Raw genomic sequence first — 17,888 nt, forward strand, 5'->3', positions numbered from 1 at the left:
AAACAACAGTCCGAATTTCTGGGAAACCCAAAAGCTATACGTGCCGTAGGAACAGCTAATGGGATCAATAAAATTGCGATTTTAATCCCGTGTCACCGTGTGATAGGTTCCAATGGGGAGCTGGTAGCTGATAGAATTTATCCTGGGGATTGCTTGGGAAATAACCTAAAAAAACACCGTTTTTCATTACAATCTTCTCAAAGCCTATATCTGCGGCAAGCCATTTCAAAGAAACACTTTTCAGTAAATTCACAGCTTCTTTCGGCAATGCACCGAACCTGTCAATCAGTTCAAGTTCAAACTGATGAAGATCTTTTTCATTACTAATCTCGGCAATTTTCTGATACAACAACAACCGCTCTTCAGTATTGGAGATATAGAAATCCGGTAACATCAGCTCCAGATCCGTATCAATATTAACATCTTTTACAGATTTGAAAAGCTTCTGTCTGTCTTCTTCGTTATCAAATAGATTCTCAAAATCAACATCATCCTTCAATTCCTCCAGAGCTTCCTGCATCAATTTCTGGTATGTTTCAAATCCCATCTCATTGATAAAGCCACTTTGTTCTGCTCCCAGCAAGTCTCCAGCCCCACGAATTTCAAGATCTTTCATCGCAATCTGGAAACCACTTCCAAGATCAGAAAACTGCTCAATAGCCTCCAGACGTTTTCTGGCATCCGAGGTCATCATATCATAAGGTGGAGTAATCAAAAAGCAGAAAGCCTTCCTGTTGCTTCGCCCTACTCTTCCTCTCATCTGGTGAAGATCTGCCATTCCAAATCTTTGAGCATCATTGATAAAGATGGTATTCGCGTTGGGAACATCCACTCCACTTTCTACAATCGTGGTAGAAACAAGTACATCATACTTCCCTTCCATGAAATCAAGCACATTTTTCTCCAGCTGTTTACCATCCATCTGCCCATGTCCTGTAATTACTCTTGCATCAGGAACCAGACGTTGGATAAGTCCGGCAATATCTTTAAGGTTTTCAATTCTGTTATTAATGAAATAAACCTGGCCATCCCTCTGAATTTCATAAGAAATAGCATCACGAATTATTTCTTCATTAAATCCTACCAGCTGAGTATCTACCGGCTGCCTGTTAGGTGGTGGTGTTTTAATTACGGATAAATCCCTTGCAGCCATCAAAGAAAACTGCAATGTTCTCGGAATCGGAGTAGCAGTAAGAGTAAGGGTATCCACATTACTTTTCAGAGTTTTTAATTTATCTTTTACAGAAACTCCAAACTTATGCTCTTCATCAATAATCAATAATCCAAGATCCTTAAATTTAACAGAACTGCCTGCTAACTGATGGGTTCCGATAATAATATCTACTTTTCCGTTTTTCAGGGCATCCAGGGTTTCAGATTTCTGTTTCGCAGTTCTGAATCGGTTAACATAGGAAACATTTACCGGAAAATCTTTAAGTCTCTCCTTGAAACTTCTATAGTGCTGAAATGCCAGAATAGTAGTAGGAACCAATACTGCAACTTGTTTTCCATCTGTTGCGGCTTTGAAAGCAGCACGGATTGCGACCTCTGTTTTTCCGAAACCTACATCCCCGCAAACCAATCGATCCATTACCGTATCTGCTTCCATATCTCTTTTCACATCTACAGTAGCTTTTTCCTGATCCGGAGTATCTTCATAAATAAAGCTTGCTTCCAACTCATTCTGCAGATAAGAATCTGGTGTATAAGCAAATCCTTTTGCCGTTTTTCTTTGCGCGTATAGTTTAATAAGATCAAATGCAATCTGTTTTACCTTAGCTTTTGTTTTTTGTTTTAAAGACTTCCAGGTTGGAGAACCAAGTTTGCTGAGCACAATCTCCCTTCCATCCGGCCCATTATATTTTGAGATCTTGTGCAATGAATGAATACTGACATATAATAAATCTCCATTTTTATAGGTCAGTTTAAAACATTCCTGAATTTTTCCGTCATTATTCACTTTCACCAATCCCATAAACTTTCCGATTCCATGATCGATATGGGCAATATAATCACCAATCTTCAAAGACATCAGGTCTTTTAAAGTAAGCTGCTCTGATTTTGCAAAGGTATTTTTAGCCTTATACCTTTGATAACGGTCAAAGATCTGGTGATCGGTATATACCAACAGCTTGTGTCCGTTATCTACAAACCCTTCATGGAGTTCTGATTTAAAGCTTTTAAAAGGAAGTTCATGTTCAAGCTCTTCAAAGATAGACTCCAATCTTTCTTTCTGCTTTTCCGTTGAAAAGGAAATCCAGGTATCAAATCCATCTTCCTGCTTTTCTTCCATATCTTCAATCAAAAGCTCAAAGTTTTTATGGAAAGAAGGTTGTGGAAGCTGCTCCATTTTTACTTCAGCAATATCCTTCAATCCTTCAATAGTAACATTTCCGAAGTCAACCGTATTAAATTTTTTATAATCAAATAAAAACTCCTGATCAGAAATAAAAAGTTCTTGTGGAGTTCTATGAGCGACCTCCTTACTTAAGGTTTCATATTTTTCAAGAGATTTTTCATAGAATGTTTTAATCTTCTGCATCCCGATCATTCCATTTTTAGAAACCACATAGCTTTCTTTAGGCAGTAGCTGCAGTAATGAAACCCTGCTTCCCGTTACTGAAAAATTCATATTGGATACCAACTGAAAATCTTTCACTTTATCTACAGAAAGCTGAGTTTCTATGTCAAACGTTTTAATGCTTTCTACTTCATTACCAAAGAACGTGATCCTGTATGGTTTTTCATAGGAATAAGAAAATACATCCACAATCCCTCCTCTTACAGAAAATTCTCCAGGTTCTGAAACAAAATCTGCCTGTTGGAAATGATAATGGTTAAGAAGTTCATCTACAAAATCGAAATCCAGTTGATCTCCTACTTTTATATGATGGGAAATGGCTTTAAAATCCTCCTTCTTCAATACCTTTTCTGATAAAGCTCCGGCATAGGCAACAATTACTTTTGGAGACCTCCCGGAATTGATTTTATTCAGTACTTCTGTCCTTAGCACAAGATTAGCATTCTGTGTTTTTTCCACCTGGTAAGGCTCAAGGTGAGTCGCCGGAAAATACAATACCTTTTCTTTCCCCAGCAAATCTTCCATTTCGGTATTCGCATACAATGCATCCTCTTTATCATCTACCAGATAAAGAATATTTTTTTTCTGAACCAAAAACAGTTCAGCCACAAAAACAGAAACTGAGGAACCTGCGCTCCCCTTCACGGCAATATGCTGACTATTTTCTAACTGGGTAAAAATTTCTTTTCCGAATTCTTTTTGCATCAGATCCGGAAGGAACTTTTCATTGATGGATTTTAACTGCATAAATAGTAATGGTATAAACGACAAAAGCGATTTCGGGAGTTTTCCGAAACCGTTTAATGGTATACAAAGGTAAGGATATTTTTTTCTTTGAATCGAAATCCGCAGACTTTAAGATTTAAAATGAATTACTTAGGCTATTTAAATCTTAATTTTTTATTAATTTAATTAATTACCTGTTAAAAAAAATCGAATATTTTCTCATGGCATAGTGTTTGGGATTTCACAATGAACCAAACATTAAAAGTAGTATTATGAAAAAAGCAATGAAAATTCTAGGAGTTTTGATGCTGTTTGTTTTTACAGCATTATCTTTTTGGTCGTGTAGCAAGGATGATGATCCGGCAGACAACGACTTTTTTGCAGGAACCTATAAAGGAAGTGTATCTTATAAAGATGGAGGCTCTACCAACATCAGTACGGATGCAGGAAGCGTATTCGTAACAAAGATTGCCAGTGGTACTAAGTACAACTTTTCCTTCTCAAACAGTATTCCGAGTCTCAATGGAATAGAATTCAACAAACAGGGAGACAACACCTTAGTAATGGTAGGATCTACTGCCACTTCTTATATCAGAATTGATAACAATACATTGAAAATTTTTTATACCCAGGATGGTAAAACATGGACAGCCAATTGTACACGTTAACATCCACTAATTATTCAAAAGCCTGTTCTCCTAACCGAAAGCAGGCTTTTTTTATTCTTCAGCCAACTACTTTAATTTTTTTTTAAGCTGTAATAAACTTTAGTTAAGTTTAAAAAACCAAAATTTTTAGCCTACTTTTTGTATATCTTTATTCAACAAAAATAAACAGTATTCCTATGAAAAAATTATTATCAGCAATGTCATTAGTCTTAGGATTAGGCCTTGCTACTGCTCAGCAGACTGCTCCCGCTACAAGTACTCCTCATGCGCCTGTAAAAGCTGCCGCCACTAAACCTGCAGAAGTAAAAGCTGCAAAACCTATGGCCGCTAAAACAGCTAAGCCGGCAGAAGTAAAACCTGCTCAACCTGCCGCTAAAATGAAAAAAGACGGCACTCCGGATAAGAGATATAAAGAAAACAAACATCTTAAAAAAGATGGTACTCCGGACAAAAGGTATAAAGCAAATAAATAAAGCATAACATCAACATATAGTTGTTATTTTCATAATCAAATTTCGAGAAAAGCCGATGGATTTATTTCATCGGTTTTTTTTATGCCTTCTGTTCTAAAAAATAATTCCACAATTCTCTACTTATTTATAAATTTGAACCATGTTAAACTTCTTCAAGAAAAACGCGGCACTTATCTGGGCAAAAAAGCATGTTCAAAAGGCAGAGGAATTCAAAAAAAATGCAGAGAGAAACCAAGAGGACTTATTGATTTCCCTTGTCAGCACAGCTCAGAAAACACTTTTTGGGCGGGAACATGATTTTGAAAACATCCGTTCTGTAAAGGATTTTCAGGACAGAGTTCCTGTTGCCGATTATGAAGATTTAAAACCTTACATAGAAAGAGTAAAAAAAGGACAAGGAAACATCTTATGGACAGATACTCCTGAATATTTTGCCAAAACGTCAGGAACAACTTCAGGTTCAAAATACATTCCTATCTCTAAAGAAGGAATGCCTTATCAGATTGCAGGGGCTCAAAGTGCATTATTCCATTATATCAGCAAAAAGAACAATGCGGATTTTGTTAACGGAAAAATGATCTTTCTTCAGGGAAGTCCTGAACTGGAAGAAGTTTTCGGAATTAAAACGGGAAGATTATCCGGTATTGTCGCCCATCATATTCCTAATTACCTTCAAAAAAACAGATTACCAAGCTGGGAAACCAATATCATGGAAGACTGGGAAGCAAAAGTAGACAAGATTGTTGAAGAAACGGAAAAACAAAACATGACCCTGATTTCAGGAATACCTCCCTGGCTTATCATGTATTTTGAAAAACTGACTGCAAAACATGGAAAAAAAATAAAACAACTTTTCCCTAATCTCCAGCTTATTGTCACAGGTGGTGTAAATTATGAACCTTACCGTGATAAAATGGAAGATTTATTGGGCGGAAAAGTAGATATCATTCAAACTTTTCCTGCTTCTGAAGGATTTTTTGCTTTTCAGGATGATTATACAAAGGAAGGTCTTCTTCTTCTGACCAACCATGGTATTTTTTATGAATTCATTCCATTGGAAGAATATGGGAAACCTAATTCCAGAAGATTAACGTTAAAAGAAATTGAGCTTCATAAAGATTACGCCTTGATTTTAACAACTAACTCAGGATTATGGGCCTACTCTATTGGCGATGTAGTAAGATTTATTGATAAAAAACCATATAGAGTTCTGGTAAGTGGAAGAACCAAACATTTTACTTCAGCCTTCGGAGAGCATGTTATTGCATTTGAGGTAGAGGAAGCTTTAAAAGCGACTCTCGAAAAACTTCCGGCACAGATCACTGAATTTCATTTAGCCCCACAGGTTAATCCGGGGAAGGGTCTTCCTTATCACGAATGGCTGATTGAATTTGAAAAAGATCCTGAAAATATGGAAGCATTCAGAGATGAACTGGACCAGCAGCTGAGAAACAGAAACACCTATTATGATGATCTGATTTCCGGAAATATTTTGCAAAAGCTTTATATTACTAGGCTGAAAAAAAATGCATTCCACGAATATGCAAAGTCCCAAGGAAAACTGGGCGGACAAAATAAGACTCCAAGATTGGCCAATGACAGAAATATCGCAGATCTGTTAGAAATTTACAAATTTTAGAGATATTTTTTCAATTCCAAAAACGTATATTCAAAAAAAATTATAAATTTGAAAAACTAAACGAAAATAATGAAAGCATCTGTACTGTTGAAATCATCTTTATTAACGTCTTTATTTGTTATTACCTCTTGCGCGACTACAAAATACAACGAGGATATTTCAAAAAACAATTACTCTAACCTGGAAGCCGGAAAAGTTTACAAAGTTACCATGAGAGACGGATCCCCGAAGCAGAAAATACTATTCAGAAATATTGTTGGAGATAATCTTGTAGGTACTGCCGGAAAAAAAGACAGTACAGAAATAATTATTCCAAAATCTAATGTAGCAGCAGTAAAAGATAGAAGAAAGGCAAGAATTGCAGCAGGTGCTACTATTATCGGAGCGGCAGGAGTTGCTGCTATCGTTATCAGTTCTTCAAGAGCAGACTAAAATAGATTTTATCTTTTGATATATATTTAATATATCTTTTAAAAAACGACATATACATAGCCCTAAATAAATTTTTAGGGCTATTTTTGTTCATGATTTCCTTTACCCCGTTACAAACATTACAAAATGTTGAGTTCAGAAATCTTCTTACCGGGAGATTTTTTATTGTTTTAGCTTTCAGAATGCTTGCCACTTTATTAGGATGGTGGGTGTATCAATTAACCAAAGATCCTTTTTCAATTGGCCTTATCGGACTTTCAGAGGTTATTCCCGCGGTGAGCTGTGCTTTATATGCCGGCCATGTTATTGATATGAATGAAAAGAAGAGATTGTTACTCATTTGTAATTATGCTTATATTTTTCTCATCGGACTTCTTTTGATTCCTGCTTTTTTTAATGTTCAAATGCATTTTACAGGGCATCAGATCACCTATTTCATTTATGGAGTTATATTTTTTACAGGAATAGCAAGAGCCTTTATAGGCCCCATTGTTCCTTCTATGATTCCTAAAATTGTAAAGAAAGAAAACTTACCCAATGCGGTCACTCTTAACCAGGCAACCTTCCTGATATCTTCAGTTTGCGGACATGCAGCCGGAGGACTTCTTATCGGATATTTCGGAGTACGATGGACATTGGTTGTTATTTTATCTCTGATATTTATTGCATCACTTTTTTTCTGGCAACTGAGCCAGCAGCATTCTGAGCATAAGAAAGAAAATGTAGATGTTGTGGAAAGTATGCGTGAGGGAATTACTTATATTTTTAAAACAAAGGAAATTCTGGGCGCTTTGTGCCTTGACATGTTTGCCGTACTTTTTGGAGGAGCAGTAGCTATGATTCCTGTATTTGCAACAGATATCCTGAATTCAGGAGCGGAAGGATTTGGCCTGCTGAACGCTGCTTCTGATATTGGTTCCATGTTCATTATCACACTTTTATCTATTATTCCTTTACGTAAAAACCAGGGAAAAATACTGCTTGCGGTAGTGACCGGATTTGGAATCTGTATTGTAGGATTTGGGCTATCAAAACTTTACTGGCTTTCTTTTATGTTCCTGGTATTAAGTGGAATGCTTGATGGTATTTCCGTAGTCATTAGAGGAACCATTGTACAGTTAAAAACTCCAGATCATATAAGAGGACGTGTATTGAGTGTTAATTCTATATTTATTATGTCCAGCAATGAGATGGGACAATTTGAAAGTGGAGTAATGGCTAAATTACTAGGTGTAGTTCGCTCTGTAGTATTTGGCGGATGCATGACAGTCCTGGTAGCCTTAGTTGTTGGAAGCACCAATCCAAAACTGAGAAAGATGCAATATTAGCAATTTTATTATCAATTGATTTAAAAACACTTAAAACCAATAAAAATCACACCCCTATAAAATAAGGATAGAATATTTTCTATCCTTATTTTTATTTTACACCTAATTTATTTCAAATAACTCACAATTCACACCACAATTTAAAAACAAAAACCCAACAAATATTACAATTTCCATATAAACCAACCAAAAATAAAAAATACCACATATCGAAACAATAAGCCATATTCATAAATATATATCACAATTCATCATTAAACATTAATAATTTCATATATTTGTCACAAATACCCCCTTTATGAATAAACTTTTATTTATTTTAAGCTTTTTCGTGACTGGTTTCTGGGCAAGCGCTCAGACTTTTACTGACAAAGCATTACAACAAAGCGCTTTACAGCTCAACACCACCAATACTGAAGGTGATTTCGACAAACTGTTTAAGAAATTTACAGAAACCAAAACTTCTGAAAAATGGCAAGCTAATTACTATGCTGCTGTGTCTATGTATCTTAAAGCAGAATTATTATCAAAAAAGTCTACTGCTTCAGCTACTGAATCAAATGCAATGGCTGAAAAATTTGCCCTTGGAACCTCACTCTCGCAGCCAGACAATGCTGAAATAAATACTCTTTTAGGCCTTATCACTCTTCAAAGTATGCAGATAGGCATTTACAGATATCCTGCAAAAGGAGCACAAGCTATTACACAGTTTATTTCCAAAGCTGAGAACTCTGATCCTAACAATCCCAGACTGGCGATTTTAAAGGCAAAGTCTGCTGAAAAATCCGGAAACAAATCTGAAGCTGAGATGCAATATCAAAAAGCTGCAACAGCACTAGATTCTGTACCAGGATGGGGTAAACAACTTATCCAAACGAACAAATAACTCACATTAAGGATTCAATTTTAAATCGGTCAAAATGAAAAAATATCTACTGATTTTTCTAATTTTCATTACCCAAATGGTTTTTGCACAACAGGACTGCATCACCGCTATACCCATATGCAGTGATTCAGAGATCTCCCTGAAACCTAATGGGTACGGAAGCACAAAAGAAGGAAGTGGCTGTCTAACCAACGAAACAAACTCTATGTGGTTTACTTTCAGCATACAAACAGCTGGAACACTTACCTTTCTAGTCACCCCCATAGGTCCTACAGCAGCCAGCATCGATTACGACTTTGCACTTTACGGTCCAAACCACGACTGCGCCAACATAAGAGAAACACCTCTAAGATGTTCTTTTGCAGGATTAGGAAGTTCTATCACTCCACCTTTAACAGGACTTGATATGACTTCTACAGAGATTACAGAAGGCGGTGGCGGAACTGGATTTGTAAAATATATCGATGTACTTCCAGGACAGGTATATCATTTATTTTTAAATAACTACTCAACAGAGGTTGCCCCTTTCAAGTTAAGCTTCGGAGGAACAGCAACACTACTTACTCCATTTGACAACAATTCATTAAAAATCTACCAACCTTTCCCGTTTCTAAAGCCTGGCCCGAAACAGGATGGAAATATTGACATTTGTGGAAATCCTGTAACATTTGATTTCGCCACACTATCCAATCACATCAGAAATAACAACCCTAATTTTGTTATAAAATATTACCGAAGTGCAGCGGATGCGGCGAGTGATTACGACCCTATCACAACCCCTATTCCGGTAAATACAACTGCGAATTATACTTACTCTATTTCTTATGTTGACCCTACCAAACCCGTTAACTTCTTAAATCAGTGTAGGGAATTTGGAGACATCAAGTTTTTTGACAGATCTTTTGCATTAACTCCCGGAGAACTTACCTCATGTAGCAATAACAACTCAGGAACAGCATTATATGACTTATCAACAGCAGATATAGGACTAACCCCTAATCTTACTGTAAAGTACTACCCTTCAATGTATGACCTGGACCATGTCATTAACGAAATAACCAATCCTTATCAATATGTTTCTGCTGAAGGATCCGCTTTTGTAAAAGCAACCAACGAGTATGGATGTATTACGATTACAGAAATTAAATTAAAATTCCACCCGCTGGTAAAAGTTCTTGCCGAACCTACACTTACTGAGTGTCATATAGAAGCAACGCCTTCTATGGGGCTGTTCAACCTTGAAAACGCACCGGTTATAACAGCAGCTTCTGGTTATAAGAAAAAGTACTTCCCTTCACTGGCTGATGCTGTAGATGCAACCAATGAAATAACAAACTATAAGACCTATACCGCTCCTAATGGTGTAATATATGTAAGAGTATATGACAATCTTGGATGCTTCAATGTTGTTAAAGTAACACTTAAAGTACTTCCTCCGGAAAAATCCAGCGTACTTAAGGATAAAATCATCTGTATGGAAGACAAAACCACTCTGGATGCAGGACCTGGATTCAAAAAATACGAATGGAGCACCGGAGCAACGACACAAAGCATCAGCAATGTAGGAGTAGGCACCTATTGGGTAAAGCTTACCAGTAAAGTTGGAGAATGTATTTCCACTCAAAAGGTAACAGTATACCCTTCTGAGCAACCTGTAATCACAAGCATTGATGTATCTACAACAAATCTAACAGTTAATGTAATTGGAGGAACTCCTGACTACAAGTACTCTATAGACAATGTTGTATGGCAGGATTCTAATGTATTCACTAATGTTGCAAGAGGTAATTACAAAATATATGTAAAAGATGCTTACGATTGTGATCCTATTGAAATTGAGGCATTAGTACCTAACATCGTCAACGTTATCACTCCAAACGGAGACGGAATTAATGATGTTATGGATTACTCTGCAATTGCAGGCAAACTAAATCTGACTTTAAGTATTTTCGACAGATATGGTGTTAAAATTCACCAGGCTGACAAATCCAATGGATACAAATGGGACGGAACAATTGCCGGTAAAAAAATACCTACTGGCACTTATTGGTACTCATTAACCTGGAATGAGAATAACCAAAAGAACACACCATTCAAATTCTCAGGATGGATTATTGTGAAAAACAGAGAGTAACCTCTCACTTATATAATAAAAAAGTCACCTCAACTGAGGTGATTTTTTTATCAACATACCCAACCTCCTATTGGTCGTATTTTCACAAAGACTGCTAATAATTTGTTGAATACTATTTTTTTAATATTTTTTAAATAAGCTATCTTTGCACCATGGCGCAGAAAGAAACATTATCATCCCTTACACACGGAAACTTTGCAAAAGAACTGTCTATTGCGGATGGAAAAATGCCTCCTAATGCAGTGGATTTTGAAAGACTTGTTATCGGAACTTTTTTGATTGACAAGAAAGGTCTTGATCATTCCATTGACCTCCTTACTCCGGAAGTATTTTACGATCCCAGACATCAGGTTATTTTTTCTATCATCTTAAAGCTTTACGAAGGCAACCATCCGGTAGATTTAATGACTATTATTCAGGATCTTAAAAAAGAGGATAAATTAAGTCAGGCAGGAGGAGATCATTATATCATTGACCTTACTATGGGAGTAAGTTCATCTGCCCACATTGAGTATCACGTTCGTGTTATTCTTGAAAAATATATTTTAAGAAGTCTTATTAACGTTTCTGCGAATGTGATTGATTCTTCTTATAAAGAATCAACGGATGTATTTGAACTTCTGGATAAAGCAGAACAATCTTTCTTTGAGATCACCAACGGAACCATTAAAAAAGGTTTTGACACGGCTAATTCATTAGTAAAACAAGCGATTGACACCATCAAATCTTTAAAAGACAAAGAGGGACTTTCCGGTGTTCCTTCAGGATTTAGGGATGTAGATAAAGAAACCGGAGGCTGGCAGAATTCCGACCTTATTATCATTGCTGCCCGTCCGGCGATGGGAAAAACCGCCTTTCTTCTTTCGATGGCAAGAAATATTGCTGTGGGCCATAAAATCCCAATGGCACTATTCTCTCTCGAGATGGCTTCAGTACAGCTTATTACCAGGATGATCGCCTCGGAAACAAGAATCTCATCCGAAAAACTCCGAAAAGGAACTCTTGACGATGAAGAATGGCAAAGACTATTCTCCAACGTATCTGAATTGGAAAACGCTCCTTTATATATAGATGAAACGCCATCACTTTCGATCTTCGACTTCCGTGCAAAATGCCGAAGACTGGTAATGCAGCACGGGGTAAGACTGATAATGGTCGACTACCTTCAGCTGATGACAGCGGGGAGCAGCGGAAAAGGAGTTGGAAACCGTGAACAGGAAATTTCCATGATCTCCCGTTCATTAAAAGCGATTGCAAAAGAATTGAACGTCCCGGTAATTGCACTTTCTCAGCTTTCACGTAGTGTGGAAACGCGTCCCGGAAAAAGACCTCAGCTTTCAGATCTGAGGGAATCCGGAGCGATTGAGCAGGATGCAGATATTGTATCTTTCATCTTCAGACCGGAATACTATAAAATTACTGTTTGGGATAATGATGAAGAGGGACAGGAAACTTCCACGGAAAATCAGGCCGAATTAATTATCGCAAAACACAGGAATGGTGCCACAGCGGATGTAAGACTATCTTTCTTAAAGCACTTTGCAAAATTTGGTGATATTGAAGCGGCTCTTGATGGCGGCATGGGAGGTGGATATCCATCGAACTTTGGGGAACCAAGCGGTTTTGATAAAATCAAAACAACCATCCAACCGGGGGCAGCGTTTGATCTTCCGGACAGTTCGAAACTTTCAGGATCTTCCATGAATGATTTTGATGATGATGATGACTTCCCATTTTAAATAATTCAATTTTATAAAGCAGATTTGAGAATCGAAATTTATACAGATGGTGCATGCAGTGGAAATCCCGGAAAAGGCGGATATGGTATTCTTATGCGTGTTCCTGAAAAAAACTATCAGAAAACATTTTCTAAAGGCTTTCGAAAAACCACCAACAACAGAATGGAACTCCTTGCTGTAATTTCTGCACTGGAAAAACTAAAATCTACGGAAAATGATATTCATGTATATACTGATAGCAAGTATGTAGCAGATGCCGTTAACCAGAATTGGATTACTGGATGGATCAAAAGAGGCTGGAAAAACGTAAAGAACCCGGATCTTTGGAAAAGATTCATTGAAGTTTACAATCAACATAAACCTACGATGCATTGGGTAAAGGGACATGCAGGTCATTTCGAAAATGAACTTTGTGACAAATTAGCCGTTGCTGCAGCCAGTTCTTCTGAACTGGAAATTGACACTTATTTTGAAGGACTTGAAAACAATTCGCTCTTTTAATTTAATTAATACTAATCCCAAATAACACGCACAACATTCACTACTTTATCATAATAAATATCATTTTTTGAATAATATCTAATTTTTTTAACAAAATTAACATAAAACAACTATTTTTTAATTGGGATTTAATATATTTACACTAATTAAATTCCCAGTGAAATGAATAAAAATTTATTATTTTACTTCTCTATTCTTTTACTTACCCTATCTGGAACATCCTTTGCCCAGACCTATCAGCTCACCGGAAACCCTATCAATACCACTGGATGGACTATAGTCCCTAGCGCAGTTGCCAATACAGATTTCATCATGCTCACGGATGACATCACCAATAAAGCCGGCGCCATAAAGCTCAACGACCCTATTAATTTAAAGTATTGTGATAAATGGAGAGTTGAGTTTGATTTCAGAATTGATGGAAATGGAACATCAACAGGTAAAGGAGACGGATTTGCATTCTGGTATCTTGCCAATCCTCCAGTCACCAGCCAACAAGGAGCAGGACTGGGAATTCCACAAAATGCAACGGGTCTGATTGTAGGTTTTGATATCTATAACAATATGGCAGGAGGCGGGCTGATGAGCAAAGTTCATGTTGCCTATGGAGTAGTTCCTAATACTATAGATACGAATGGACTGGAATACTACAATACTCCAGGAAGTTCATTTCATTCTCCAGACCTCAATTCTACCCAACCTTTTGTAGGATCTACTTATAAACACGTTGAAGTTACAGGAATAACAGATCCCGCCACCCCCACCAACTGGATTATTACCGTAAAGATAGATGGCAATACCATCACATCACAATCATTTATCCCTTCAGCAGGAGCTGCTACTATGACCCAGGGATATTTTGGCTTTTCGGCCTCTACCGGAGCAGCAAGTGCTAAACATTCCATTAAAAATGTAAAAATATATACTGATAAGGTTTCCATTTTAAAGACCTTAGCCACTCAATCTTTCTGCCCAAACCCCACCACCGGCTATGGAAGTGTCAACCTAACTGATTTTAACGCTCAGTTTGTTTCCAATCCAGGAAACTATACATTCACTTACTATCCTCAGGGAAGCTCCACCCCTATAGCCAACCCTACAAGCTATGATTTTAACACCAATAAAACGATAACTATTGTTATTAAAGATAATGCCGGAGTACTTTGTGACAATCCTGATGGAAAAATCCAGCTAGATCTGGCACCTCTTAAAGCTAACGACAAAACACTTACCGAATGTAATAACAATAAAGCAGGAACAGCAACTTTCAACCTAAATTCCGCTAATGTAACTGACATAATTGGTGTTACAAAGAAATACTACAAAACACTCAATGATTTAAATGCGGGAACGAATGAAATTTTATCTCCGGATACTTATGTATCTGCACAGGGAACAGTTTATGTAAAAATAACCACCCCTCTAGGATGTATAGGTACAGCAAAAATCACCCTTACTTTCTATCCCGAAACGCTGGTAAGAGACGACACCATACAATCCTGCTTTATTGAGAACAATATATCTAATGCCATATTTAATTTAACAACAGCCAATGTAACTTCGCTAACTACCGGTATCATTAAAAAATACTACAAAACAGTTGCCAATGCTATTAACGACACCAATGAGATTACTGACCCTTATCAATATACTTCAACAAACACAGCAGTGTATGCAAAAGTAACAGATACCAACGGCTGTTTTGCTATAGCCAAGATCAATCTTGTTGTACTTCCTCCCGTTAAATCTTCAATTCTCAAAGACAAAACCATCTGTATAGAGAACAAAACCGATTTGGATGCCGGCCCTGGTTTTGACGACTATTTGTGGAGCACCGGAGCTACCACTTCATCCATTAAAGATGTAAGTGTCGGAACGTATTGGGTAAAACTTAAAACAGGAAACTGTATTACTACACAAATTGTAAATGTACAACCCTCTGTCAATCCTGTAATATCCAACATAGATATTCATAACAATACCATTATAGTTAATGTCGCCGGAGGAAGACCACCTTACCAATATTCGATAGATGGAATTAATTGGCAGACATCAAACACTTTTACCGGTCTTGCCAGAGGAGAAGTTAAGGTCTTTGTGAAAGATTTTTATAATTGTTCTCCTATTCAGGTTCAGATAACTGTTCCTAACCTCATCAATGCCATCACTCCTAACGGAGACAATAAAAATGACTTCATAGATTATTCCGCGTTAGCTTACAAGAAAAACTTAGTCTTCACAGTCTATGACAGGTACGGGAATAAACTATACGAAGCTAGCAAAATAAGAAATTACACCTGGGACGGAAGGGCTTATGGTAAAAAAATCCCTAGTGCTACCTATTGGTATACAATCTCTTGGAATGAAAACAACAAAAACAACACTGAAACAAAATATTCAGGCTGGGTATTGGTAAAAAATATGGAATAAACATTAATACAAATAACAACATCACAATACTTTCCTATGAAAAAAACTCTACTCTTTTTTATACTGGGCATTTTACTCTGTCTCCCAGGAAAAACCTTCTCTCAAACCTATCAACTTACCGGAAATCCGGTAAATACCACAGGTTGGGATCTTGTATCCGACGCTATTGTAAGCGGAGATTTTATAAGACTTACTACAGACCAAACAAGTAAGTATGGAGCCATAAAATTAGCCACCCCAATCACCTTAAGCTATTGTGATAAATGGAAGGTAGAATTTGATTTCAGAATTGATGGAAACGGAACAACACAGTTTGGACGTGGAGATGGTTTTACATTCTGGTATTTAGCCAACCCTCCAACAGGATTTGTGTCAGGAGGAGGTCTTGGAATTCCAGCCAATGCATCAGGACTTATGGTAGGTTTTGATATTTTTAATAATACTACAGAAGGCCAGATGAGTAAAGTGCATGTTTTATATGGTACCAACAATACTGCTGGCAATAATATAGAATTCAATAATACTCCGGGAAGTACATTCCACTCTCCTGATCTGAATCCCACTCAACCATTTGTAGGCAATACCTACAGACACGTTGAAGTAAACGGAGAAACAGATCTCACCAACCCCACCAACTGGATCATTAAAATTAAGATAGACGGGGTACTTATTGCCGATCAGTCATTTGCTCCTTCTGGGAATGCGGTAGGAATGACACAGGGATATTTTGGTTTTTCAGCAGCAACAGGAGGAGCCAGCGCCCGCCACTCTATCCAAAATGCCAAGGTTTTTGTAGATAAAGTTCCTATTTTAAACAATACTCTAAAACCTTTTGTTTGTACCAATCCTGCAACAGGAAGCGGAACTGTAGATCTTACTTCATATAATATACAATTTGTAAATAATCCCGGTAATTATATTTTCACTTATTACATTCTGGGATCTGCCACTCCTATTGCCAATCCTACCAGCTTTCAGTATACAGGAAACACTACTATAAAAGTAATTGTTAAAGATCCCACCTCAACACTTTGTGATAACGGAGACGGAATCATCCAACTAGATCCTACGCCGTTTGCAGCAACTGATGCTAGCCTTACAGAATGTAACAACAATAATGGAGGAGTTGGTATTTTTGATCTCAATTCAGCTGCCGTTACCACCTTAACAGGTACTACAAAAGAATTCTATCCAAGTATACATGACCTGAACGCCAGCACCAATCAGATTACTAATCCCTCAGCTTACGTCTCTCCACCAGGGATTATCTATGTGAGGGTAATTACAGCACAGGGATGTGTAAGCACAGCCAAAATCACACTGAATACTCATCCAGTTATAACTGTTTATGATGTTCAAATAGAATCATGTTTTATAGAAAGCAATCCACTGACCGCCTCTTTTAATCTTATCAATGCCAGCGTTATCCCAAATCCGGCTGCATTTACAAAAAAATATTACCCATCATTAACAGACGCGCTTAATGGAACAAACGAAATAACTAATCCGGGTGCATATATTGCTCCCAATGGAGTTGCCTATGTCAAAGTTTTCAATGCAACCGGATGCTTTTCAATCGCTAAACTTACTCTAAAAGTTAATGCTCCGGCTCCATCCAGAGTTTTAAAAGACAAAATCATCTGTATGGAAAGCAAAACAACACTGGATGCCGGCCCAGGATTCAAAAGTTATGAATGGAGCACCGGAGCCACCACACAGGCTATTAAAAATGTTGGTGTTGGCACCTATTGGGTAAAACTAAAAACCGGAGAATGTATCACGACACAGACCGTAACAGTAATTCCAGCTGAGAGCCCTGTCATCTCAAGTGTAGACATTTCAGGAGGATCTGTTACCGTACACGTAAACGGCGGAATGCCACCTTATCAATATTCAATGGATAATATCGTCTGGCAGGATTCCAATGTATTCACCAATATCCCAAGAGGAGTTGCCAAGATCTATGTAAAAGATAATTATAACTGTGAACCCATTACCATTAACGTTACCGTTCCTAACCTCATTAATATCATTACCCCTAATGATGACGGCATCAATGACTTTATTGATTATTCTGCATTGGCTGTTAAACCTAATTTTGAAGTTAATATTTATGACAGATACGGTTTACAGGTTTTCAAAGCAGATAAAACCAATGGATACAGATGGAATGGCACTGCTAACGGAAGAAGAGTTCCTACTGGAAGCTATTGGTATTCCGTTTCATGGAATGAAAATAACAATAATAAGATTACTCCTATCAACTTTGCAGGCTGGATTATTGTTAAAAACAGAAATTAATCACGTTTATCATTCATATTAGAAGAGTCACTCCGCTATGCGGGGTGATT

General features: G+C 37.3%; 12 protein-coding genes and 1 pseudogene. 12 read left to right on the top strand and 1 reads right to left on the bottom strand.

Going from position 1 to position 17,888, the window contains the following annotated elements:
• A pseudogene (locus tag NBX25_RS00005) lies at positions 1-126 on the top strand (methylated-DNA--[protein]-cysteine S-methyltransferase); the annotation flags it as partial.
• Here the strand turns inward: NBX25_RS00005 and mfd are convergent.
• Positions 65-3,328 carry a transcription-repair coupling factor gene (gene mfd / locus NBX25_RS00010; RefSeq protein ID WP_250252180.1) on the bottom strand — a complete coding sequence of 1,088 codons (3,264 nt, stop codon included), beginning with the start codon at positions 3,326-3,328 and terminating at the stop codon, positions 65-67. The pseudogene NBX25_RS00005 and the gene mfd overlap by 62 nt on opposite strands.
• Positions 3,329-3,579: 251 nt before the next feature.
• Here mfd and NBX25_RS00015 point away from each other — a divergent pair, with 251 nt between their 5' ends.
• From NBX25_RS00015 to NBX25_RS00065, 11 genes are all read left to right on the top strand, one after another.
• The gene (locus NBX25_RS00015) at positions 3,580-3,975 is read left to right on the top strand and encodes a hypothetical protein (protein WP_123909284.1); all 396 of its coding nucleotides are present in this window, start codon (positions 3,580-3,582) and stop codon (positions 3,973-3,975) included.
• Between the two features lie 176 nt (positions 3,976-4,151).
• Positions 4,152-4,448 carry a hypothetical protein gene (locus tag NBX25_RS00020; protein WP_123909285.1) on the top strand — a complete coding sequence of 99 codons (297 nt, stop codon included), beginning with the start codon at positions 4,152-4,154 and terminating at the stop codon, positions 4,446-4,448.
• A 139-nt stretch (positions 4,449-4,587) separates the two neighbouring features.
• A complete protein-coding gene (locus tag NBX25_RS00025) occupies positions 4,588-6,087 on the top strand; it encodes a GH3 auxin-responsive promoter family protein (protein ID WP_250252182.1) in 1,500 nt (499 codons plus the stop codon).
• 69 nt (positions 6,088-6,156) lie between these two features.
• Entirely contained in the window at positions 6,157-6,519 is a 363-nt protein-coding gene (locus NBX25_RS00030) for a hypothetical protein (RefSeq protein WP_123909287.1), read from the top strand.
• Between the two features lie 92 nt (positions 6,520-6,611).
• On the top strand, positions 6,612-7,847 hold the full coding sequence (locus NBX25_RS00035; RefSeq protein ID WP_123909288.1) for an MFS transporter: 1,236 nt from the start codon (positions 6,612-6,614) through the stop codon (positions 7,845-7,847).
• 298 nt (positions 7,848-8,145) lie between these two features.
• On the top strand, positions 8,146-8,733 hold the full coding sequence (locus NBX25_RS00040) for a hypothetical protein (protein WP_123909289.1): 588 nt from the start codon (positions 8,146-8,148) through the stop codon (positions 8,731-8,733).
• Positions 8,734-8,767: 34 nt separating this feature from the next.
• Entirely contained in the window at positions 8,768-10,867 is a 2,100-nt protein-coding gene (locus tag NBX25_RS00045) for an FIDD domain-containing protein (protein WP_123909290.1), read from the top strand.
• 152 nt (positions 10,868-11,019) lie between these two features.
• A complete protein-coding gene (gene dnaB / locus NBX25_RS00050) occupies positions 11,020-12,606 on the top strand; it encodes a replicative DNA helicase (RefSeq protein WP_123909291.1) in 1,587 nt (528 codons plus the stop codon).
• 24 nt (positions 12,607-12,630) lie between these two features.
• Complete coding sequence (gene rnhA, locus NBX25_RS00055; RefSeq protein ID WP_123909292.1) at positions 12,631-13,107, top strand: ribonuclease HI; 477 nt, start codon at positions 12,631-12,633, stop codon at positions 13,105-13,107.
• A 162-nt stretch (positions 13,108-13,269) separates the two neighbouring features.
• Positions 13,270-15,537 carry an FIDD domain-containing protein gene (locus tag NBX25_RS00060; RefSeq protein ID WP_250252184.1) on the top strand — a complete coding sequence of 756 codons (2,268 nt, stop codon included), beginning with the start codon at positions 13,270-13,272 and terminating at the stop codon, positions 15,535-15,537.
• Positions 15,538-15,573: 36 nt separating this feature from the next.
• The gene (locus NBX25_RS00065) at positions 15,574-17,838 is read left to right on the top strand and encodes an FIDD domain-containing protein (RefSeq protein WP_123909294.1); all 2,265 of its coding nucleotides are present in this window, start codon (positions 15,574-15,576) and stop codon (positions 17,836-17,838) included.
• The last annotated feature ends 50 nt before the right edge of the window (positions 17,839-17,888 follow it).

The organism is Chryseobacterium sp. Marseille-Q3244, from assembly GCF_940807095.1.
GTDB lineage: Bacteria > Bacteroidota > Bacteroidia > Flavobacteriales > Weeksellaceae > Chryseobacterium.

Bases quoted from the DNA above. Each gene is read 5' to 3' on its own strand.
- NBX25_RS00025 (WP_250252182.1), top strand. From the start codon at position 4,588: ATGTTAAACTTCTTCAAGAAAAACGCGGCACTTATCTGGGCAAAAAAG.
- NBX25_RS00045 (WP_123909290.1), top strand. From the start codon at position 8,768: ATGAAAAAATATCTACTGATTTTTCTAATTTTCATTACCCAAATGGTT.
- NBX25_RS00065 (WP_123909294.1), top strand. From the start codon at position 15,574: ATGAAAAAAACTCTACTCTTTTTTATACTGGGCATTTTACTCTGTCTC.
- NBX25_RS00030 (WP_123909287.1), top strand. From the start codon at position 6,157: ATGAAAGCATCTGTACTGTTGAAATCATCTTTATTAACGTCTTTATTT.
- dnaB (WP_123909291.1), top strand. From the start codon at position 11,020: ATGGCGCAGAAAGAAACATTATCATCCCTTACACACGGAAACTTTGCA.
- NBX25_RS00015 (WP_123909284.1), top strand. From the start codon at position 3,580: ATGAAAAAAGCAATGAAAATTCTAGGAGTTTTGATGCTGTTTGTTTTT.
- NBX25_RS00040 (WP_123909289.1), top strand. From the start codon at position 8,146: ATGAATAAACTTTTATTTATTTTAAGCTTTTTCGTGACTGGTTTCTGG.
- NBX25_RS00060 (WP_250252184.1), top strand. From the start codon at position 13,270: ATGAATAAAAATTTATTATTTTACTTCTCTATTCTTTTACTTACCCTA.
- NBX25_RS00035 (WP_123909288.1), top strand. From the start codon at position 6,612: ATGATTTCCTTTACCCCGTTACAAACATTACAAAATGTTGAGTTCAGA.
- NBX25_RS00020 (WP_123909285.1), top strand. From the start codon at position 4,152: ATGAAAAAATTATTATCAGCAATGTCATTAGTCTTAGGATTAGGCCTT.
- mfd (WP_250252180.1), bottom strand. From the start codon at position 3,328: ATGCAGTTAAAATCCATCAATGAAAAGTTCCTTCCGGATCTGATGCAA.